The following is a 20,964-nucleotide window of genomic DNA, read 5'->3' as shown; positions in this document are numbered from 1 at the left end:
TCGCGTGGGGTCAGTATCTTGTCGGCGCCGCGGCCCGTGGCCGCAGGCGCCCTCTCGTGGGGCTGCCCGATCAGGCGGCTACCGCTTCGCGATCGTTGTCGCGTGCGGCCTGCTCCTTGGCGTACATCTCGCCCAGCGCGCGCTTGTACTCGGTCGGGAAGACCTTGACGAACTTGCGGCGTGCCGTTGCCCAGTCGGCCAGCAGCGCCTTGGCGCGCTCCGAACCGGTGTAGCGGAAATGCTGCTCGATCAGGTTGCGCAGGATCACTTCGTCCAGCTGGCGCTTGCCATCGAACTTGTGCCACTGCGATTCCGGCTGCTCCTTCTGCTGGTCCGCCGAGGCGAGCACCGGATCGAGTGCCACCATCGCCGTGTTGCAGCGCTTGTCGAACAGGCCGTCCTCGTCATAGACGTAGGCCAGGCCACCCGACATGCCAGCCGCGAAGTTACGGCCCGTACCGCCCAGCACCACCACCGTGCCGCCGGTCATGTACTCGCAACCGTGGTCGCCCGTGCCTTCCACAACTGCCGTGGCGCCCGAGTTACGCACCGCGAAACGCTCGCCGCCCACGCCGTTGAAGAAGGCTTCTCCAGCCAGCGCGCCGTACAGCACCGTGTTGCCGACGATGATGTTGCGCGTCGGGTCGCCACGGAACTCGTGCGGGGCACGCACGATCACGCGGCCGCCGGACAGGCCCTTGCCCACGTAGTCATTGGCATCGCCGACGAGGTCGATCGTCACACCGTGCGCCAGGAACGCGCCGAACGACTGGCCGGCCGTGCCCTGGAACTGGATGTGGACGGTATCGTCGGGCAGGCCCTCGTGACCGTACTGCTTGGCAATCACGCCGGACAGCATCGCGCCCACCGTGCGGTTCACGTTCTTGACCGGCTGAATGAACGAGACGCGCTCACCCTTGTCGATGGCAGGACGCGCCTTGGCGATCAGCGTGTGGTCCAGCGCCTTGCCGGCTTCCACCGACAGGCCGTGGTCCTGCACGTCGGTGTGGTAACGCGGCACATCCGCCGGGAACGGTGCCTGGTAGAAGATGCGGCTGAAGTCCAGGCCGCGTGCCTTCCAGTGTTCGATGCCACCGCGCGTGTCGAGCAGGTCAGCGCGGCCGATCAGTTCGTCGAACGTGCGGATACCCAGTTGCGCCATGATCTCGCGGGCTTCCTCTGCAACGAAGAAGAAGAAGTTCACCACGTGCTCGGGCTTGCCCTGGAATTTCTTGCGCAGCGCCGGGTCTTGCGTGGCCACGCCCACCGGGCAGGTGTTCAGGTGGCACTTGCGCATCATGATGCAGCCCTCGGCCACCAGCGGTGCCGTGGCAAAGCCGAACTCGTCGGCGCCCAGCAGCGCGCCGATCACCACGTCGCGGCCCGTCTTCATCTGGCCGTCAGCCTGCACGCGAATGCGGTTGCGCAGGCCGTTCAGCATCAGCGTCTGCTGCGTTTCGGCCAGACCCAGTTCCCACGGCGATCCGGCGTACTTGATCGACGACCACGGCGATGCGCCCGTGCCACCGTCATGGCCGGCGATCACCACGTGGTCAGCCTTGGCCTTCGCCACGCCGGCCGCCACGGTGCCCACGCCCACTTCGGACACGAGCTTGACCGAGATGTCCGACATCGGGTTCACGTTCTTCAGGTCGTGGATCAGCTGTGCCAGATCCTCGATCGAGTAGATGTCGTGGTGCGGCGGCGGCGAGATCAGGCCAACGCCCGGCACCGAGTAACGCAGCTTGCCGATGTAGTCGGACACCTTGTGGCCCGGCAACTGGCCGCCTTCGCCCGGCTTGGCGCCCTGCGCCATCTTGATCTGGATCTGGTCGGCGGAAGCCAGGTACTCGGCCGTGACGCCGAAGCGGCCCGACGCCACCTGCTTGATCTTCGAGCGCAGCGAGTCGCCAGCCTTCAGTTCCAGGTCCTTCTCGATGACGTGATCGCCCAGCAGGCTCTTGAACGTGTCGCCCTGCTTGATGGGAATGCCGCGCAGTTCGTTGCGATAGCGCTTCTCGTCCTCGCCGCCTTCGCCCGTGTTGGACTTGCCGCCGATGCGGTTCATCGCCACGGCCAGCGTTGCGTGCGCTTCGGTCGAGATCGAACCGAGCGACATCGCACCCGTGGCGAAGCGCTTCACGATTTCCTTGGCGGACTCCACTTCTTCCAGCGGAATCGCGCGGGCCGGGTCAACCTTGAACTCGAACAGGCCGCGCAGCGTCATGTGGCGACGGCTCTGGTCGTTGATGATGTTCGCGTATTCCTTGTACGTCTGGTACTGGCCCTTGCCATCGTCCGCACGCACCGAGTGCTGCAGCTTGGCGATAGAGTCCGGCGTCCACATGTGTTCTTCGCCGCGCACGCGGTAGGCGTATTCGCCGCCCGTGTCGAGCATGCTCTCCAGCACCGGGTTGTTGCCGAATGCATCGCGATGCAGGCGCAGCGCTTCCTCGGCCACCTCGAAGATGCCGATACCTTCGACATTCGACGGCGTGCCGTGGAAATACTTCTGCACCAGTTCGCGCGACAGGCCGATGGCTTCGAAGATCTGGGCGCCCGTGTACGACATGTACGTGGAGATGCCCATCTTCGACATCACCTTGAACAGGCCCTTGCCGATCGCCTTGACGAAGTTCTTGACTGCCTTTTCCGGCGACAGGTCGCCCGACAGGCCCGCGGCCATATCGGCCAGCGTTTCCATCGCCAGGTACGGGTGCACGGCTTCCGCGCCGTAGCCGGCCAGCAGTGCGAAGTGGTGGACTTCACGTGCCGAGCCGGTTTCCACGACCAAGCCGGCGGACGTGCGCAGGCCCTTCTCCACCAGGTGATGATGGATGGCCGACGTGGCCAGCAGCGCGGGAATCGCCACCTCGCCACCGTCCACGCGACGGTCCGTCACGATCAGGATGTTGAAGCCCGAACGCACGGCGTCCACGGCTTCCGCGCACAGCGATGCCAGGCGGGCTTCGATGCCTTCCTTGCCCCACGCCACCGGGTAGCAGATGTTCAGTTCGTAAGAACGGAACTTGCCGCCGGTGTAGTGCTCGATGTTGCGGATCTTGGCGATGTCCTTGAAGTCCAGCACGGGCTGGGACACTTCGAGGCGCATCGGCGGGTTGATGTTGTTCAGTTCCAGCAGGTTCGGCTTCGGACCGATGAACGACACCAGCGACATCACCATGTTCTCGCGGATCGGGTCGATCGGCGGGTTGGTCACCTGTGCGAACAGCTGGCGGAAGTAGTGGTACAGCGTCTTGTTCTTCGACGACAGCACGGCCAGCGGCGAGTCATTTCCCATCGAGCCCGTGGCTTCCTCGCCGGCCAGCGCCATCGGCGCCATCAGGAACTTGACGTCTTCCTGCGTGTAGCCAAATGCCTGCTGGCGATCCAGCAGCGGCGACACCGGCTTCTTCTCGGCCGCCACGTCTTCCGGCTTGGCGTCGATCTCGTCCAGCTTGATGCGGACGGCGTCGATCCAGCTCTTGTACGGCTTGGCGTTGGCCAGGTTGTCCTTGAGTTCCTTGTCGTCGATGATGCGGCCCTGCTCCATGTCGATCAGGAACATCTTGCCCGGCTGCAGGCGCCACTTCTGGACGATGCGCGATTCCGGGAACGGCAGCACGCCAGCTTCCGAAGCCAGCACGACGAAATCGTCCTCGGTCACATAGAAGCGGGCCGGACGCAGGCCGTTACGGTCCAGCGTGGCGCCGATCTGGCGGCCATCGGTAAAGCAGATGGCGGCGGGGCCGTCCCACGGCTCCATCATCGCGGCGTGGTATTCGTAGAAGGCACGACGGTTGTCGTCCATCATGGTGTGCTGTTCCCAGGCTTCCGGGATCATCATCATCATGGCGTGGACGAGCGGGTAGCCGGCCATCGTCAGCAGTTCGAGGCAGTTGTCGAACGATGCCGTGTCCGACTGGCCCGGATAGATCAGCGGCCAGAGCTTGGGCAGGTCATCGCCGAGCACGGGCGACGAGATCGCGCCAGTCCGCGCGTTCACCCAGTTCACGTTGCCCTTGACCGTGTTGATTTCGCCGTTGTGGGCAACCATGCGGTACGGGTGGGCCAGTTCCCAGGCCGGGAAGGTGTTCGTCGAGAAGCGCTGGTGAACCAGGGCCAGTGCCGACACGGCGCGCGAATCCTGCAGGTCCAGGTAGTACTCGCCCACCTGGTTGGCCAGCAACAGACCCTTGTACACCACGGTACGGGCCGACATCGACGGCACGAAGTATTCCTTGCCGTGCTTGAGCTTCAGCGCCTGGATGGCGTGGCTGGCCGTCTTGCGGATGACGTAGAGCTTACGTTCCAGCGCGTCGGTGGTCATGATGTCGCGGCCGCGACCGATGAAGATCTGGCGGATGACCGGCTCGGTCTCGCGCACCGTCGGCGACATCGGCATGTTGGCGTCCACCGGCACATCGCGCCAGCCCAGCACGACCTGGCCTTCCAGGCGCACCGTGCGTTCGAGTTCCTGCTCGCAGGCCAGACGCGACGCGTGTTCCTTCGGAAGAAAGATCATGCCCACGCCGTACTCGCCGTTCGGCGGCAGGGTCACGCCCTGCTTGGCCATTTCCTCGCGGTAGAACTGGTCCGGAATCTGGATCAGGATGCCGGCCCCGTCGCCCATCAGCGGGTCAGCGCCCACGGCGCCCCGGTGATCCAGGTTCTCCAGGATCTTCAAGCCCTGCGAAACGATTTCGTGGGACTTCTTGCCTTTGATGTGCGCGACCATGCCGACGCCGCAGGCGTCGTGCTCGTTGGTCGGGTCATACAGGCCCTGGGCCTGCGGGCGGGCGGCGAGTGCATCAGAAGCGGTGGGGTGTTGCGTATGGTCCACGGGCTGAATTCCGGTGAAGGCTGCGCAATCAGCGCGCGTGCAGACCGTAGGGGTGGCTGCTGCAGGGCCTCTTTATCGGGCGTGGCAAGCAGGCACCGCAGCGGCGTACACGAGCGTGACGCGCCGCACAATGACTGTGTGGGTGGGGCAACTATAAGAGAATCGACTTAACCGTGCAGATTTTTTAAATGGGGTCAGAACACATTAAAAATCGCACCATTTTTGTAGGGTCAATTAATGGGGACACATTAAATTTCGCGCACAAATGCCTCAACTTGGTGCGTGCTCCGACGGCGCCGTCAACGCGTCCTCGCCCCCCACCTTGCGCGGCCGGCCTTTGGGAAGGGGTTGCACGCGCCGGGTGGACTGCCGCTCCAACTGCGCCAGGAACGCATCGCTACCCAGCGGCCAGCCGCTATGGGCATGTTTTTGCAGAGTGGCGAGCGCCTTGCCGGACAGGCCGTCAGCCATCAGCGCCCGGTAGTTGGATTGACGCTCGAATGGCGTGTTACCGAGATCCCAATACACGGAGTGATCGCTTACAAGCGGACTGGCTTCGATGCCGGCATGATGGCGATAGCTGCTCCAGCGGTCGGCGTCAGGCGTCAAGACATCGGCAGAACGAACCGCATTCCCCTCGACATAGAGCATGGCGGGCATCATCCAGAGGCCGGGTTCGATGACCGCCGAGCGAAACCGTCCTTCCCAGAGGGTGCCAGTACGCTCTGCCACCCGATTGAAATGCCGAGCGTAGCGCCGGCCCACCGCTTGCATCGTCAAGCTCAGCGAATCAGCCCCCTTGGGCGTGGCGACCAGGTGGATATGGTTGGGCCGCAATGCATAGGCGTGGATCGACAACTCGTGTTCGCGGGCTGCCATGCGCAGGCAATCGAGGTAATGCAGGTAGTCGTCTGTGCCGAGGAACACCGGCTGGCGGTTGTTCCCGCGCTGCAACACCAGCACAGGCATGTCAGGGGGAGAGAATCGGGGAAGGCGAGCCATGGGGCAATCCGGCTATCTGATCTTGGGTGGCCCCAATGATAGCCTGATCTGTCCCCGTTTATTTCAATGCATCCCCGGCGAGTCAGTTGCTTTCGCTGACTGCGAAAATGCGGCGATGCTCGCGGATGGCATAGCGGTCCGTCATGCCGGCGATATAGTGCGCGATCAACCGTGGCTGATCGGTGCCGTGGCCCGCCGCCTGGTATTGCGGCGGCAGGAGGCGCGGATCCTGAATGAATGCGCCGAACAGGTCGGTAATAATGCGCTGGGCTTTGGCCGACATCCGCATCACCAGGTAGTGGCGATACAAATGGCGGAACAGGAAACGCTTGAGTGCCTGGGCCTCTTCATGCACCTTCGGACTGAACGACACCAGCGGGCCGGCGGCGCGTACGTCATCGATCGTCTTCGGGTTGGCCGCCACGATATTGCGCCCCGTGGTCTCGATCAGATCGACGATCAGCGTGTTGATCATACGGCGCACCGTCTCATTGATCACACGCCTGCCGTTGATACCCGGGAACGCCGCCATCACCTCCGCGCGATGGCGTCCCCACATCGGGATCTCGTCGAGTTGCTCCAGGGTCAGCAAACCCGACCGCAGGCCATCGTCGATATCGTGGTTGTTGTAGGCGATCTCGTCGGCCAGGTTGGCCAGTTGCGCCTCCAGCGAGGGCTGCGCCCCCTCCAGAAAGCGGCGCCCCAGCTCACCCAGCGCAGCGGCGTTCACGCGCGAACAATGCTTCAGGATGCCCTCGCGCGTTTCGAACGTCAGGTTCAGCCCGTTGAAGCCGCCGTAGCGCTCCTCCAACTCGTCCACCACCAACAGGCTCTGCAGATTGTGCTCGAAGCCTCCGTGGTTCTTCATGCAGCCGTTGAGCGCATCCTGACCGGCGTGGCCGAATGGGGTGTGCCCAAGATCGTGCGCCAGCGAAATGGCCTCTACCAGATCCTCGTTCAGCCGGAGGTTGCGGGCGATGGACCGCGCGATCTGCGCCACTTCGAGGCTGTGCGTCAGCCGCGTGCGAAACAGGTCGCCCTCGTGATTCACGAAGACCTGCGTCTTGTATTCGAGTCGGCGGAAGGCTGTGCTGTGGATGACGCGATCGCGGTCGCGCTGGAATTCGCTGCGCGACGACGAGGCCGGCTCCGCATGCACGCGCCCGCGCGACCGCGCAGAGAGCGCGGCATACGGGGCGAGGTGGGCGTCGAGGTCGGCGGGTGTGACTTTCAGGGGAGCGGTGGTCATGCGGGCAATCCGTTAATCCGTGGCTGGTTCGGGGTTGCAAGGCATAACCTGTCGCTCACGCGACCGGTGCCTCGGTAGGCGGTTTGAGGACGGCGTGGCGCAACGTATCGCGCAGATCGGGGTCCGGCACCGTGGTAATGAATGCTTCGCCCAGCTTGCGCAACAGGATGAACTTGATGCTGCCGGCTTCGGCTTTCTTGTCCACCTTCATCAGTTCGACATAGCGATCCACGCCCAGGTCCGGCGCCACCACGGGCAGCATGGCCGCTTGCGTCAGCGTGCGGATACGCGCGCGGGTCTGCACGTCGATGAAGCCCAGCCGATGCGACAGGTCCGCTGCCATCACCATGCCGCAGCCCACGGCCTCCCCGTGCAGCCATTCGCCGTAGCCCATGCCGGCTTCGATGGCATGGCCGAACGTGTGCCCAAAATTGAGGATGGCGCGCAGGCCGCCTTCGCGCTCGTCCTGCGCCACCACACTTGCCTTGATCTCGCACGAGCGGCGCACGGCTTCGGCCATCAGCACGACGTCGCAGTCATTGAGTCCGCCGATATTCGATTCGATCCAGCCGAAGTAGTCCGCATCGGCGATGGCACCATGCTTGATGACCTCGGCCAGCCCCGCTGCGAGTTCCCGCGGCGGCAGCGTTCGCAGCGTGTCGATATCGGCGATCACAGCATTCGGCTGGTGGAACGCGCCGATCATGTTCTTGCCGAGCGGGTGGTTGATACCAGTCTTGCCGCCCACGGACGAGTCCACCTGTGACAGCAGCGTCGTCGGCATCTGCACGAACGGCACGCCACGCATATAGCAGGCGGCTGCAAACCCCGTCATGTCGCCCACCACGCCGCCGCCCAGTGCGATCAGTGTCGTCTTGCGATCGGCGCCAGCCTGCAATAGCGCATCGAAGATAAGGTTCAGCGTTTCCCACTGCTTGAAGCGCTCGCCGTCGGGCAGTACCACCGTCCGTACGGTCTTGCCGAGCTTCGCCAGCACGGCCTCGACGCGCGCCGCGTATAGTGGCCCCACGGTTTCGTTGGTGACGATGACAGCGTGCTGCCCCCGCACATGCGGTTGCAGCAGTTCGGCGCGGTCCAGCAGGCCGCCGCCGATATGGATCGGGTAGCTACGCGTCCCGAGATCGACTTCCAGCGTGATCATGAATGGGTGTCCTGGGCCGGGCGCCCGTCTGGCTCGTCCGTTTCCGAAATCGAATCGGCGGCAGTATCGACGGGCGGAAGCGTGAAGCCGGCCATTTCAAGTTGCATGAGAACCATATTAGCAAGCTGTGCCACGGTCGGCTTGCCGGTTTCGATAATGAAGTCCGCCACTTCCCGATAGAGCGGATCGCGCTCGGCGTAGAGCGCTTCCAGGCGCCCCTTGGGATCGGCGGTTTGCAGCAGTGGACGGTTGCGGTCATGCCGGGTGCGCAGCCACAGGTCATGCGGGCTGGCGCGCAGGTAGACGACCGTGCCATTGGCCTTCAGGGCCGCCCGGTTGGCCTCGCGCAGCACGGCGCCGCCGCCGGTTGCCAGCACAATGCCGCTGCGCGACGTCAGTTCTGCAATGGCGTGTTCCTCGCGGTCCCGGAATCCGGCTTCACCTTCGTGATCGAAAATTACCGGGATGCGCACGCCACACCGCGCTTCGAGTTCATGGTCCGAATCGAAGAACGGATAGTTCAGGCGTCGGGCTACGGCGCGGCCCACGGTGGTCTTGCCGGCGCCCATCAGGCCAACAAAGAATAGGTTCGGGCGATTGGCTGTCACAGGAGACTGTCTTGCACGATAAGGCTCGGGGCACGCGCGGTCGCCTGGGAGGGGACGCGACGTGATGCAAACGCCATTGTGCATCATTGCATGGCTCCCGTCCCGGCCAGCCATCGATACCGCCCACGACGCCGCCAAAAGGAAAAAGGCCGCGTCGGGTTGCGACGCGGCCTGCCAGTTTACTGCATCCGGGCTTGGTGCTGCACCCGGACCGGGCTATTTCAGCGAGACGTTATCGTTCAGGATGCGCGGCGTCAGGAACACCAGGAGCTCGGTCCGGTTGTTGACCTTGGCGTTGTTCTTGAACAGGTTGCCGATCACCGGGATATCGCCCAGGAAGGGCACCTTGTTGACGTTGTTGCTTTCGTCCTGGCTGTAGATACCGCCAATCACCACCGTGCCGCCGTTGTCGACCAGCACCTGGGTCTGCACGTGCTTGGTGTCGATGGCAAAGCCGTTGACGGTCTGGATACCGACACTGTCCTTGTTCACATCGACGTCCAGCAGCACATTGCCTTCGGGCGTGATCTGCGGCGTGACTTCCAGCTTCAGGTTGGCCTTGCGGAACTGGATCGACGTGGCGCCGCTCGACGTAGCCGACTGGTACGGCAGTTCGGTACCCTGCTCGATCAGCGCCTTGATGTTGTTTGCCGTCACGACACGCGGGCTGGAGATGATCTTGCCCTTGCCGTCAGCTTCCAGCGCCGAGATTTCCAGATCCAGGAAGCGGCCTGCGCCGGCGTTGAAGATGCTGAACGCCACCGATGCCGGGTCCACGCCATTGATCGCCGCTGCCGGCAAACTCAGCGCCGGCGCGTTGGTCCACTTGCTGTCGGCCGTGAATGGCGAGGCCACGTTCTGATAGGAATTGCCGATTGCGCTGCCCGAGCGCGGCAGGGCAAAACCCAGCTTCACACCGAGATTGCGGCTGAACGTATCGCTCGCCTCGACGATGCGCGCCTCGATGATGACCTGGCGTACAGGAATGTCGATCTTCTGCAGGAAGCCTTGCACTTCTTCCAGCTTGCTGCCGATGTCCGACACGAACAGCTGGTTCGTACGCGGATCCGCCGTCAGCGAGCCGCGCTTCGACAGCATGCGCGTCACGCTCGCGGCACCCGCTGCACCACCCGCCGGTGCAGCACCGCCGCCACTGCCCGCAACCGGCAACCCCAGCAGCATGCGGCGCACATCGTCGGCACGCTGGTAGTTGAGTTGGAACACCTGGCTGCGGATCGGCTCGAGTTCGTTGATCTGCTGCATCGACTCAAGCTCGAGCTTTTCCTTCGTGGCCAGCTCGGCCTTCGGCGCCACCCACAGCACGTTGCCGTTGCGGCGCGACGCCAGCCCCTTCGAGTCCATCACGATCTGGAGCGCCTGGTCCCACGGCACATCCTTGAGGCGCAGCGTCAGGTTGCCCTGCACCGTGTCGCTCGTGATGATGTTCAGGTTCGTGAAGTCCGCAAAGACCTGCAGCAGCGACCGGATATCGATGTTCTGGAAGTTCAGCGACAACCTCTCGCCGCGATATCCCTGACCGGCGATCAGCTTGTTCGGATCGTTCTTGACCGGCCGCACCTCCACCACGAACTGAGTGTCGGTCTGGTAAGAGCTATATTCCCAGTTGCCCCGCGGCTCGATGATGAGGCGAGCGCTGCCGTTGGCATCGTTGGCACGCAGACCTTGCACCGGCGTGCCGAAATCCGTCACGTCGAAGCGGCGGCGCAGATCGGCGGGCAGCGCGGTGCCCATGAAATCCACGACCAGGTTCTGGCCCTGCTGCTGGATGTTGATGCCGGTATCGCGCGAGGACAGGTCCACCACCACGCGGCCCGCACTCTCGCCTGCGCGACGGAAATCGATATTGCGTACCGACGGACGGTTGGCCGCCACGGCGGCGGTCACGGTCGGCGATGGCGCGAACGTCGGTGCGGCGGCGGTAGCCGACTGCGTGACGTTGTCCATCAACACCACGTACTGCGTGCCCCGAATTTCCGTGCGATACGTCGCGTTGCGACTCAGGTTCAGCACCACGCGGGTGCGGTCCCCGATCTGCATCACGTTGGCGCTCTTGAGCAGCTTGCCGGCGTACTCATACTGTGCCCGGCCCGCTACAAACCCGGTATCGAAGAAATCGATCGCGATCTTCGACGGATTCTGCGTCGTGAAATCCACCGGCTTCTGCGCCAGCGGGCTCTTGAGGTCGACCGTGAACACGGTCTGCTCGCCAACCACGTTGGCGTCCACCTGTTTGAGCTGGTTGTTCTGTGCAAATGCGGCCGGAGCGGCCAGCATCAGCGCCATAGCGGACGCGCCCGCAAGCGTCCTGACCCAACGTGCGGTGATCATGCGGATGCCTCCAGCTTCAGGCTGGTCATTTTCTCTTTCCAATCTGAGACCCCTTCCCGAACCAATTCGCGCAACACGATCTCCTGATCGTTGATGCGGACGACCCGGCCATAGCTTTGGCCGAGATATTGACCCACCTTGACGTGGTGGATCTTGTTATCTACGCGTACGACACCGTAGGTCTCGCCGTTTTTCTTCAGCATGCCGAGCATCTTGAAGTTCTCCAGCGGATAGTCTTCAAGCGGCTCGCGTCGCCGTCCGGCCTCCGGCGACTCGGTCATCGACTTGTTCAGCTCGCCGATCTTGGTCTGCGCAAATGGCTCCGGCGAACTACGGCCGGCATACTCGCGCGGCGTGTAAGGCTTGACGTCGGGCAGCGGCTCGGGCGCGGGCGCCTTAGCGGCACGCGTCTGGTCCATCCACAGTCTCAGGCCGTCGTCCTCGCTAGGGCCGCATCCGGTCAGCGCGAGCACCGCCAGTGCCGCAGCAGCCAACGTATGCAGCGCAACCGGGGGGCATCGTTCGAGAAGGCGACTCACTTGGCACCTCCCTTCTTCTTCGCCGCGGCATCGGCAGCCGCCTTGCGTTGTGCTGCCTGCTCGTCCGGGTCCAGCGCACGATAGGCCATCGCCACACCTTCCATCGAAAGCGTGCCGTCCTTGGCCACCGACATGTTCAGGTTACGCATCGACACGATCCGCGACAGGGCCGCCACGTCCGCATTGAACAGCGCAACGTCGTGGTAGCGGCCGGTGACCTTGAGGTTGACCGGAATCTCGGCAAAGTACGGCTTGATGATGGCGGCCTGTGGCTTGAACAGTTCGAACTGGAGGCCGCGCGCCACACCAGCGTGGTTCACGTCCGCGAGCAGCGCGTCCATCTCGGTACTGTTCGGCAACTGGCGTTCGGCAAGCGCGACGCGCTTTTCCACTTCCACCTTCTGCTTGCGCAATGCTTCGAGGTTGGCCACCTGCGCCACCTTGCTTCGGAACTGTGTCTTGAGAGTCTCGTGTTCGGCATGACGGCGATCAAGATCGGCGGTTTTGTCGCTCCAGTAGAACTGCCAGCCGAGTACCAGCACGATCACCGCGGCCAGAACCGAGAACAGCAGGCGCGGGGCGGTAGGCCACGTTTCGGGCTCGTTCAGGTTCAGGCCGCGGAACTGCGCGGTCAGATCCTGCAGGGAGATATCGGAATTCAGCGCCATGGTCAGACCTTGCCTTTCGCGGGCTTGGCCGCGGCCGCCGATGCGCCGCCGGCGCCCTTCTTGACGGCGGGTTCTTCCACGCGATACGAGAAGCGCATCGAGAAGTCGAACAGCCTGCGTTGCTCCTTCAGGTTGTTCGTCATCACGGTGGCCTTCGACTCGACCAACTCGGCTCGATCGAGCCATTGCACCTGGTCGATGTTGCGAAGCAGTTCGGAGACACGCTCGTTGGATTGCGCGATGCCGGCCATGACAAAGTTGTCGCCCGTCTGCTTGAGGCTTGTCAGGTACACGCCTTCGGGTACCTGGCGAACCAGTTCCTCGAGCAACTGCACCGGCAGGTTGCGCTGGGCCTGCAAGCTTTCGATGGCGCGCTGCCGGTCGAGCAGTGCCTCGATATCCTTCTTGAGCGAGTTGACTTCCTTGATCTGCCCGTCCATGCGGGCGTTCTCGGTCGAAAGCGTCTGATTCAGACGGCTGACATCCTCGATCTGCGCGTCAATGTAGAAGCCGCCAGCCAGCACCACGAGCGCACCTGCGCCCGCCGCACCGCCCAGCATCGTGTAGACCTTCTTGCGTCGGGCTGCCTTGCGCGCCTCGTGATAAGGCAGCAGGTTGACCGACGGAATGGTATTCGTCGTCGTGGACATGCGTGTCCCCCAAGGTGGGTTATTGCAGTCCGCGCAGCGCCAGTCCCGCACTGACGATGTACGCAGGCAGGTCACGCTGGAGATAGCGTTCGTTGACCTTGCCTGCGGTCATCATGTTGGCGAAGGGATTGGCCAGCGTGGTCGTGATCTGCGTCTGCTGCTGGATCGCCGCCTGGACACCCAGCAGCGAAGCGTGGCCGCCGGACAGCAGGATCTCGTCGACACGTCCCAGGCTGGAACTGGCGATGAAGTTGCCGATGGCACCCTGCACTTCCATGGCGAGTGCATCGAGCGACGGCTTGAGCAGTTGCGCACGCCACGCTTCGGGAAGCGTGTTCTTGCGCTTCTTGATCTCGGCCTTGAGCGCGTCCAGTGTGAACATGCGAGCGGCGCTCTGCGTGAGCTGGTCGCCGTAGCTGTTCAGAGGCTGCTCGTACAGTTCCTTCCAGCCCTGGTAGAAGATGGCCTTGGAACGGCTGCCGCCAAGATGCACGACCGCCACGACCGGCAGATCCTTGGCGTCGGTTTCCGTCACACCCACCGGAACGCCAAGCATCTGCACGACCGAACGCTGTACGGCGTACTCCTCCACGTCCATGACCTGCGGCTTGAGGCCGGCCATTTCGGCAGCCGTCACGCGCTCCTGCACACGATCGCTGTTGGCGGCCGTGACGCGTACGCCAATGCCACCTTCGGTTTCGCTGGGACCAATCACCGCGAAGTCGAAATTCACCGCCTGGGAAGGCGGATAGAGGCGGTGCGCCTCCGATTCGACCTGCGAATAGAGTTCGTCCTCGGACAGGTTGTCCGGAAGACTGACCGTCTGGGATTCCGTGAGCATGGACGGCACACCCAGGACTACGTCCTTGGTGCGGATGCCGGCCTTGCCAAGGGCACGCTTCAGCGCGATCCCCACGGCCTCGATGTTGACCACGTTGCCATCGGCAACGGCATTGCGATCCAGCAGTTCGCTGGCGCATTTCTCCAGCCTGAAGTCGTTCTTCCCTGCCCCGACGGACAGTTCGACGACCTTGACGCTAGACGACCCAATATCTACGCCGACCGTAGTACGGCGTAGAAGACCCGACAAGATGCCCCGTCGCAAGGTTGACCCCCTGACATTTGAACTCGCCCACGGCTTGTTTGCTCTAATGGTGCGAGCCAGTTTCTTGGATGAAACGTTTGCTCTTTTATGTTCGTGGATTCTCACTCAAACCATGGGCGCTGGCAATGTGCCGGTTTGACCACGCATCCATTTTCAGAAGGTCGTCGCGAATCCGTTGCCAAAATCCGACGCTCCGAAACATCGCCGTCGCAGGGCGTCGTTTCCCGGCAACGCGCCCCTTCCGACGTCACGTCAGACGGGTCGTTTTCACCAACGCTGCGAGACCTCCCGCTGACCCGCGCTGCGTCAGCGATCTGCACCGCGTGACAGGCAGACCTCAACGTCATTACATCTTGTAACAGCGCGATAGCGCCTTCCGCGCCACCGGGCGCGCTGTGTGGCCAGGCGCCGACGATATAATCCGGGCACTCTTGTCAGGTAAACCCCTTATGGCCACAGCACAACAGAAGCCGTCCCTCCCCGTCCGCCGTCCGCTCTGGACGCGCATCATGTTCTGGGTGCTCGGACTGCTTGTTGCCGGCATGGTTGCGGTGGCGCTGCTGGTAGGCTATGCGCTGGTTGTGGCAGCCCCGAACCTGCCGTCGCTGGACACCATCACCGACTACCGTCCCAAGATCCCGTTGCGGATCTACACGGCCGACAACATCCTCATTGGCGAGTTCGGCGAGGAGCGCCGCAACTTCGTGCCGATCGGCGAAATTCCCGACGTGATGAAGAAGGCCGTGCTCGCGATCGAGGACGACCGCTTCTACGAACACGGCGGCGTGGACTTCGTAGGCGTGCTGCGGGCTGGCCTGGCCAACCTGCGCGGCGGCCTATCGCAAGGCGCATCGACGATCACGATGCAGGTGGCACGCAACTTCTTCCTGTCCAGCGAGAAGACCTACACGCGCAAGATCTACGAGATGCTCCTCGCGTACAAGATCGAGGCCAATCTGACCAAGGATCAGATCCTCGAGGTGTACATGAACCAGATCTACCTGGGCCAGCGCGCCTACGGGTTCTCCAGCGCCGCACGCGTGTATTTCGGCAAGTCGATCAAGGACGTGACGCCGGCCGAAGCCGCGATGCTGGCCGGGCTGCCCAAAGCACCGTCGGCGTACAACCCGGTGGTCAATCCGCGCCGCGCCAAGGTGCGCCAGGAATACATTCTCCAGCGCATGCGCGACCTCGGCTACATCACGCCCGAACAGTACGATCAGGCGGTACGCGAGGAGTTGAAGGTACGCAGCGAGGGCAACGAGTTCTCGACCCACGCCGAGTACGTGGCTGAAATCGTGCGGCAACTGATGTACGCGCAGTATCGTGAGGAAACCTACACGCGCGGCCTGACGGTCCACACCACGTTGAACAAGACCGACCAGGACGCCGCATACGAGGCTGTGCGCAGCGGCATCATGACGTACGAGCGCAAGCACGGCTACCGCGGTCCGGAGGCATTCATCGACCTGCCGTCGGACTCCGCCGAGCGCGAGCAGGCCATCGACGATGCACTCGTCGAGCATCCGGGCAGTGACGACCTGCGCTCCGCCGTGGTGACCAGCGTGACGGCCAAGCAGGTCAAGGCCACGCTGCTGTCCGGCGAGGTGGCAACGATCGAAGGTAACGCGCTGCGCTTTATCGCGCCGTCGTTGTCGGCCAATGCCCAGCCCAAGGTCAAGATCCGCCCGGGCGCAATCATCCGCGTGACGCAGGACGAGAAGTCCAACTCGTGGTCCGTGACGCAGCTGCCCGAGGTAGCCGCGGCATTCGTCTCGCTGAATCCGGAGGACGGTGCGATTCGCTCCATGGTGGGCGGCTTCGACTACAACCGGAACAAGTTCAACCACGTCACGCAAGCGTGGCGCCAGCCCGGCTCGAGCTTCAAGCCGTTCATCTACACGGCCGCATTGGAAAAGGGTTTCTCGCCGGCGACGGTGATCAATGACGCGCCGCTGACGATTGGCCCGGACACTGGCGGCCAGGTATGGGAACCGAAGAACTACGACGGCAAGTTTGAAGGTCCGATGACGATGCGCCGCGCGCTGGCCAAATCGAAGAACCTCGTTTCCGTCCGTATCCTGCGCGCCATTGGCACGCAGTACGCCCAGGACTACATCACACGCTTCGGCTTCGAAGCCGACAAGCATCCGGCCTACCTGCCAATGGCACTGGGCGCGGGAAGCGTGACGCCGTTGCAGATGGCCGGCGCCTACTCGGTCTTCGCCAATGGCGGTTACCGCGTGAATCCGTACCTGATCCAGCGTGTGGAAGATTCGCGCGGCAAGGTCATCTCGGAAACCCATCCGCAGACGGCCGGTGCCGATGCGGTGCGTGTGCTGGATGCGCGGACCGCCTTTATCGCCGACAGTATGCTGCGGGAGGTGGTGCGCAGTGGCACGGCCAATCCGGCCAAGCAGCGGCTGGGCCGCAACGATCTGGCCGGCAAGACCGGTACCACCAACGACGCGGTCGATGCCTGGTTCGCAGGCTATACACCGAAGCTCGTGGCCATCGCCTGGATGGGCTATGACCAGCCCAAGAGCCTGGGCGTGCGCGAAACCGGCGGCGGGCTGGCCCTGCCGATCTGGGTGGGGTACATGAGCAAGGCGCTGAAGGGCGTACCGGAAAGCCCGGATCGCCAGGCGCCGGAAGGCGTGGTCAACGTGGCTGGCGACTGGACGCTTGAGGAGAACGCGGGCGGCGCTGGCGTGGCCTCCGTGGGCCTGGGCGATCCGTGGCCGGGCAAGCCCGAGGAAAGCTCGCGTCCGATCCAGGACACCGAGCAGGAAAAGAAGAAGATCCTGGAGATGTTCGGCGGCGCATGATGTGCGGCCTCCGGCTTCAAAACGAAAAAAACCGGCCCTGGCGGCCGGTTTTTTTATCATGGCGCCGAAGCGCCCCAGCGCTTACTTCAGCGTCAGCGTCGCACCGGCCTGCTGGCTCATGTAACCCGACAGCGCCGCGTACAGCTCCGCCCCGCTGCGCGAATCGATCCATTTGGCGCCGTCATGGCGAAAGTGGAAGCCTCCTGCCTTGGCCGCCACCCACAATTCCTGCATCGGCGCCTGGCTGTTGACGATGATCTTGGAGCCATCCTCGAATTCGAGCTCCATGACATTGCCGGTGCGGTTGATTTCGACATCGGCATCTACCGCGTCGGCGGCCGACTCGATGTCGGCTTCCAGCTTGTCCAGCGCGGCCCCGGCCAGCGCCAGGAACTCCGTTTCATTGAGGGGGGGCATGCTACACTCCAAGACCGCCGGCGGCCCGTTTCCGACAGGCTTTGGGGCCGGCATCAATTGATGGAAATCAGGGAAGCAGCACGCCTCCCCCAGCCATCCGAAAGCCCATCCAGACAAATGAAGGACTCCCCGATGCTGCGTCGTGGTGCGATTGTATCGGCGTTTGCCGCCGTTCTCGCGATGACCCTCGCCGGCTGCGGCATCCGCGGCCCGTTGTACATGCCCCGGGTACCGGGCGAACCCACCCCGCCGACCGTGCCCGATCCGGGCCTGGGCAAGCCGGGTGCCGTGACGCCGGCCCAACCCATGGGCGAACCGGCCACCACGCCAGTACCCGTCCAGCCGGCCACCGGCGCTTCCGCCCCCTCCGCACGCTGAGTGCTGCACGCCACGAACATGACTGAATTCTTCTCCCGCCGTCCGGACGGCACCCTCGCCGCCGAACAGGTGCCGCTGGCCCGTATCGCCACCGAGTTCGGTACGCCGACCTACATCTATTCGCGCGCCGCGCTGACCACCGCCTACAATGCCTACGCGGCTGCCTGCAAGGGCCGCAATGCGCACGTGCAGTACGCAGTCAAGGCCAACTCGAATCTGGCCGTGCTGCAGGTCTTCGCAAAGCTGGGCGCGGGCTTCGACATCGTCTCGGGCGGTGAACTACTGCGCGTGATCGCCGCTGGCGGCGACCCACGCAAGGTGGTCTTCTCCGGCGTCGCCAAGAGCGAGGCCGACATGGCGCTGGCACTCCAACATGACGTGCGTGGCTTCAATGTCGAATCGATTCCCGAACTCGACCGGCTCAACGCCGTGGCGGGACGCCTGGGCAAGCGCGCGCGCGTGTCGCTGCGCATCAACCCCGACGTCGATGCCAAGACCCACCCCTACATCTCCACGGGCCTGAAAGGCAACAAGTTCGGTGTCGCATTTGAAGACGTGCTGCCGACTTACCGCAGCGCCGCCGCACTTCCGCACATCGACGTGGCAGGTATCGATTGCCACATCGGATCGCAGATCACGGAAGTCGCCCCGTACCTTGAAGCACTGGACAAGGTGCTGGACGTAGTGGAAGCGCTCGAAGCCGAAGGGATCAAGCTCGAACACATCGACGTAGGCGGTGGTCTCGGCATCACGTACGACGACGAGACGCCGCCGGACATCACCGGCTTCGCCACGACGCTGATCGACCGCGTGGCGGCGCGAGGTCACGGTCACCGCGAAGTGCTGTTCGAACCGGGCCGTTCGCTAGTTGGCAATGCTGGCGTGCTGCTCACCCAAGTGGAGTTCCTGAAGCCGGGCGCGGCAAAGAATTTCTGCATTGTCGATGCCGCCATGAACGATCTGGCCCGCCCTGCAATGTACGAGGCGTTCCATCGCATCGAACCCGTGGCGCCGCGCGACGACGCCGCCAGCACCTACGATGTGGTCGGCCCCGTGTGCGAATCAGGTGACTGGCTGGGCCGTGATCGCGCGCTGGCTGTGCAGCCGGGCGACCTGCTGGCGGTGATGTCGGCTGGCGCGTATGGCTTCGTCATGAGCTCGAACTACAACACGCGTGGCCGCGCCGCCGAAGTCATGGTCGATGGCAACACCGTGCACCTCGTGCGCGAGCGCGAACTGCCGGCGGACCTGTTCGCCAATGAGCGCCTCCTGAAAGACTGAAGACGCCTCAGACATCCCGATGCGCCCTGCATCGGCACGCCAAAAACGGCGATGCTGCGACTACCGCACGTCGCCGTTTTTTCATCGCACTCCGGGACGACGTGCAGAAGCCGCTTTATGCCCGCTTGCCCCGCCACCACACCCGCGCTGCCAGCAGCACAAACACCACGGCAGCATAGATCGACACTTCACCAAAATCGTTCTTGCCGGCCTTGTGCCACCAGAAGTGCAGGATCGCCAGCACGGCGATGGCATAGATCGCCCGATGCAGGCTCTGCCACCGCTTGCCGCCGAGCCATCGCACCATAACATTGGCCGAGGTGGCAGCCAGCGGCACCATCAGCACGAACGCCGCAAACCCGACCGTGATAAACGGGCGTTTGCCGATGTCCTTGAGAATGGCCGCCAGTTCGAATCCTCGATCCACGGCCAGCCACAGCAGGAAGTGCTGCAGCGCGTAGAAGAACGTGAACAGGCCCAGCATGCGACGCAGCCGAAGCAACCAGTTCCAACCGGTCAGCCTGCGTAGCGGAGTGACAGCCAGCGTCACGCAGAGCATCACCAGCGTCCACGTCCCAGTGGACCGCGTCACGAATTCCAATGGATTGGCGCCGAACTGCGAGGTCGCGCCCAGGTACATCAATCGCGCGAACGGCAGCAATGCCAGCAACCACACCACGACCTTCACGGCACGCAGTTGCGCTGGCGTGGGCATCGCCAGCCCGCGCGCCTCGCCCGCACGCGTCGGGGTAGCCGACGGACCGCGCCCATCCATCAGAAGTTCTTCCTCAGATCCATGCCCTGATAGAGCGATGCCACTTGCGCGCCATAGCCGTTGAACGGCAGCGTCTTGCGCTTGGGCGCGAACAGCGCGGAGAAACCACCACCGCCTTTGTCCTCACCAATGCGACGCTCCGTGGCCTGGCTCCAGCGCGGATGATCGACATCCGGGTTCACGTTGGAATAAAAGCCATACTCATTGGCGGCGGCAAGGTTCCAACTCGTCGGCGGCTGCTTGTCGACGAAACGAATCTTCACGATCGACTTTGCGCTCTTGAATCCGTATTTCCACGGCAGCACCATCCGCACGGGTGCGCCGTTCTGATTGGGCAGCACCTCGCCATACAGCCCGAAGGTCAGCAGCGCCAGCGGATGCATCGCCTCGTCCATGCGCAGTCCTTCGCTGTACGGCCAATCGAGGACACTGCTACCCAAGCCCGGCATCTGCTTCTTGTCGGCCAGCGTGATGAACTGCACGAATTTCGCGCCGGGCTGCGGCTCCACGCGCTTGATCAGTTCCGCCAGCGGATATCCGATCCACGGGATCACCATCGACCAACCTTCCACGCAACGCAGCCGGTAGACACGTTCCTCCATCGGCGCGAGTTTCAGTAGCTCGTCGATGTCGTAGGTCTTGGGATGCTTGACCAAGCCTTCCACTGCCACCTGCCACGGACGCGGGCGCAGCGTGCCGGCATTGCGGGCGGGATCGGACTTGTCCGTGCCGAACTCGTAGAAGTTGTTGTAGGTGGTGACGTCCTCGTAGGGCGTGCGCTTCTCGGTCACGACATAGGCGTTGTTCGGCGTGGCGGGCAGCCGCGCCAGTTTGCCGGGCGCGCCTTGCGCAAACGCTGAACGCGAGAGCCACGTACCCGCCATCCCAGCGCCGCCGAGCGCCAGCAACTGCCGACGCGAAAGATATGTCTCCCGAGGCGTGATCTCGGATGCGGCAATGTCATCACCGCGCAGCCATTTGGGGGAAGGAATCAGCATGATGGGCAGCATTTATTCTGGACGATGCTGCATTGGACACGAAAACGGTCTCAAACGTGCGATGCCGCCCCCGACATTGCGACAAAAGGCCGCGCCCGCCCCTTCTACCCGG

General features: G+C 63.5%; 16 protein-coding genes. 3 read left to right on the top strand and 13 right to left on the bottom strand.

Features of this window, described 5'->3' with window-relative positions; translation table 11 throughout:
• Positions 1-70 precede the first annotated feature (70 nt).
• The 10 genes from FFS21_RS13250 to pilM all read right to left on the bottom strand — a co-directional run bounded on the left by FFS21_RS13250 (position 71) and on the right by pilM (position 14,160).
• On the bottom strand, positions 71-4,738 hold the full coding sequence (locus FFS21_RS13250) for a glutamate synthase-related protein (protein ID WP_202126800.1): 4,668 nt from the start codon (positions 4,736-4,738) through the stop codon (positions 71-73).
• 375 nt (positions 4,739-5,113) lie between these two features.
• Positions 5,114-5,845, bottom strand: coding sequence for a transposase (locus FFS21_RS13245; protein ID WP_137925289.1), 732 nt, complete (start codon positions 5,843-5,845; stop codon positions 5,114-5,116).
• Between the two features lie 82 nt (positions 5,846-5,927).
• Positions 5,928-7,094 carry a deoxyguanosinetriphosphate triphosphohydrolase gene (locus tag FFS21_RS13240; RefSeq protein ID WP_137925288.1) on the bottom strand — a complete coding sequence of 389 codons (1,167 nt, stop codon included), beginning with the start codon at positions 7,092-7,094 and terminating at the stop codon, positions 5,928-5,930.
• A gap of 55 nt (positions 7,095-7,149) precedes the next feature.
• Positions 7,150-8,256, bottom strand: a complete 1,107-nt coding sequence (gene aroB, locus FFS21_RS13235) for a 3-dehydroquinate synthase (RefSeq protein WP_137925287.1) — start codon at positions 8,254-8,256, stop codon at positions 7,150-7,152.
• On the bottom strand, positions 8,253-8,864 hold the full coding sequence (locus tag FFS21_RS13230) for a shikimate kinase (RefSeq protein ID WP_137925286.1): 612 nt from the start codon (positions 8,862-8,864) through the stop codon (positions 8,253-8,255). The genes aroB and FFS21_RS13230 overlap by 4 nt, the downstream gene beginning before the upstream one ends.
• Positions 8,865-9,080: 216 nt before the next feature.
• On the bottom strand, positions 9,081-11,213 hold the full coding sequence (locus FFS21_RS13225) for a type IV pilus secretin PilQ (protein WP_137925285.1): 2,133 nt from the start codon (positions 11,211-11,213) through the stop codon (positions 9,081-9,083).
• Positions 11,210-11,752, bottom strand: coding sequence for a pilus assembly protein PilP (locus tag FFS21_RS13220; RefSeq protein WP_137925284.1), 543 nt, complete (start codon positions 11,750-11,752; stop codon positions 11,210-11,212). Before FFS21_RS13220 ends, FFS21_RS13225 begins: the two co-directional genes overlap by 4 nt.
• The gene (locus tag FFS21_RS13215) at positions 11,749-12,420 is read right to left on the bottom strand and encodes a type IV pilus inner membrane component PilO (RefSeq protein ID WP_137925283.1); all 672 of its coding nucleotides are present in this window, start codon (positions 12,418-12,420) and stop codon (positions 11,749-11,751) included. The genes FFS21_RS13220 and FFS21_RS13215 overlap by 4 nt, the downstream gene beginning before the upstream one ends.
• Before the next feature lie 2 nt (positions 12,421-12,422).
• Positions 12,423-13,070: a PilN domain-containing protein gene (locus tag FFS21_RS13210; protein ID WP_137925282.1), complete on the bottom strand. Its 648-nt coding sequence runs from the start codon at positions 13,068-13,070 to the stop codon at positions 12,423-12,425.
• Between the two features lie 19 nt (positions 13,071-13,089).
• Positions 13,090-14,160: a type IV pilus assembly protein PilM gene (gene pilM, locus FFS21_RS13205; protein ID WP_171020406.1), complete on the bottom strand. Its 1,071-nt coding sequence runs from the start codon at positions 14,158-14,160 to the stop codon at positions 13,090-13,092.
• Between the two features lie 464 nt (positions 14,161-14,624).
• Between pilM and FFS21_RS13200 the strand changes: the two genes are divergently transcribed.
• Positions 14,625-17,003: a penicillin-binding protein 1A gene (locus FFS21_RS13200; RefSeq protein ID WP_137925280.1), complete on the top strand. Its 2,379-nt coding sequence runs from the start codon at positions 14,625-14,627 to the stop codon at positions 17,001-17,003.
• 81 nt (positions 17,004-17,084) lie between these two features.
• Here the strand turns inward: FFS21_RS13200 and cyaY are convergent, their stop codons facing one another.
• Entirely contained in the window at positions 17,085-17,420 is a 336-nt protein-coding gene (gene cyaY, locus FFS21_RS13195) for an iron donor protein CyaY (protein ID WP_137925279.1), read from the bottom strand.
• Between the two features lie 117 nt (positions 17,421-17,537).
• Between cyaY and lptM the strand changes: the two genes are divergently transcribed.
• A complete protein-coding gene (lptM, locus tag FFS21_RS13190) occupies positions 17,538-17,798 on the top strand; it encodes an LPS translocon maturation chaperone LptM (protein WP_349304715.1) in 261 nt (86 codons plus the stop codon).
• 18 nt (positions 17,799-17,816) lie between these two features.
• A complete protein-coding gene (gene lysA, locus FFS21_RS13185; RefSeq protein WP_137925278.1) occupies positions 17,817-19,079 on the top strand; it encodes a diaminopimelate decarboxylase in 1,263 nt (420 codons plus the stop codon).
• A gap of 115 nt (positions 19,080-19,194) precedes the next feature.
• Here lysA and msrQ read toward each other — a convergent pair whose 3' ends face one another.
• Positions 19,195-19,854: a protein-methionine-sulfoxide reductase heme-binding subunit MsrQ gene (msrQ, locus tag FFS21_RS13180; RefSeq protein WP_137925277.1), complete on the bottom strand. Its 660-nt coding sequence runs from the start codon at positions 19,852-19,854 to the stop codon at positions 19,195-19,197.
• Positions 19,854-20,852 (bottom strand): protein-methionine-sulfoxide reductase catalytic subunit MsrP, encoded by a 999-nt coding sequence (gene msrP, locus FFS21_RS13175; protein ID WP_137925276.1) that lies wholly within the window; start codon positions 20,850-20,852, stop codon positions 19,854-19,856. Before msrP ends, msrQ begins: the two co-directional genes overlap by 1 nt.
• Between the last annotated feature and the right edge of the window lie 112 nt (positions 20,853-20,964).

This window comes from Cupriavidus sp. 2SB (assembly GCF_005503625.1).
Taxonomy (GTDB): Bacteria; Pseudomonadota; Gammaproteobacteria; order Burkholderiales; family Burkholderiaceae; genus Cupriavidus.
Note: the sequence above shows the minus strand (reverse complement) of the source record. Positions and strands in the feature narration are given on the sequence as shown.

Excerpts from the sequence above, each read along its gene's own strand:
- FFS21_RS13250 (WP_202126800.1), bottom strand. The coding sequence starts at position 4,738 with ATGGTCGCGCACATCAAAGGCAAGAAGTCCCACGAAATCGTTTCGCAG.
- FFS21_RS13245 (WP_137925289.1), bottom strand. The coding sequence starts at position 5,845 with ATGGCTCGCCTTCCCCGATTCTCTCCCCCTGACATGCCTGTGCTGGTG.
- FFS21_RS13240 (WP_137925288.1), bottom strand. The coding sequence starts at position 7,094 with ATGACCACCGCTCCCCTGAAAGTCACACCCGCCGACCTCGACGCCCAC.
- aroB (WP_137925287.1), bottom strand. The coding sequence starts at position 8,256 with ATGATCACGCTGGAAGTCGATCTCGGGACGCGTAGCTACCCGATCCAT.
- FFS21_RS13225 (WP_137925285.1), bottom strand. The coding sequence starts at position 11,213 with ATGATCACCGCACGTTGGGTCAGGACGCTTGCGGGCGCGTCCGCTATG.
- FFS21_RS13215 (WP_137925283.1), bottom strand. The coding sequence starts at position 12,420 with ATGGCGCTGAATTCCGATATCTCCCTGCAGGATCTGACCGCGCAGTTC.
- FFS21_RS13210 (WP_137925282.1), bottom strand. The coding sequence starts at position 13,070 with ATGTCCACGACGACGAATACCATTCCGTCGGTCAACCTGCTGCCTTAT.
- FFS21_RS13200 (WP_137925280.1), top strand. The coding sequence starts at position 14,625 with ATGGCCACAGCACAACAGAAGCCGTCCCTCCCCGTCCGCCGTCCGCTC.
- cyaY (WP_137925279.1), bottom strand. The coding sequence starts at position 17,420 with ATGCCCCCCCTCAATGAAACGGAGTTCCTGGCGCTGGCCGGGGCCGCG.
- lptM (WP_349304715.1), top strand. The coding sequence starts at position 17,538 with ATGAAGGACTCCCCGATGCTGCGTCGTGGTGCGATTGTATCGGCGTTT.
- lysA (WP_137925278.1), top strand. The coding sequence starts at position 17,817 with ATGACTGAATTCTTCTCCCGCCGTCCGGACGGCACCCTCGCCGCCGAA.
- msrQ (WP_137925277.1), bottom strand. The coding sequence starts at position 19,854 with ATGGATGGGCGCGGTCCGTCGGCTACCCCGACGCGTGCGGGCGAGGCG.
- msrP (WP_137925276.1), bottom strand. The coding sequence starts at position 20,852 with ATGCTGATTCCTTCCCCCAAATGGCTGCGCGGTGATGACATTGCCGCA.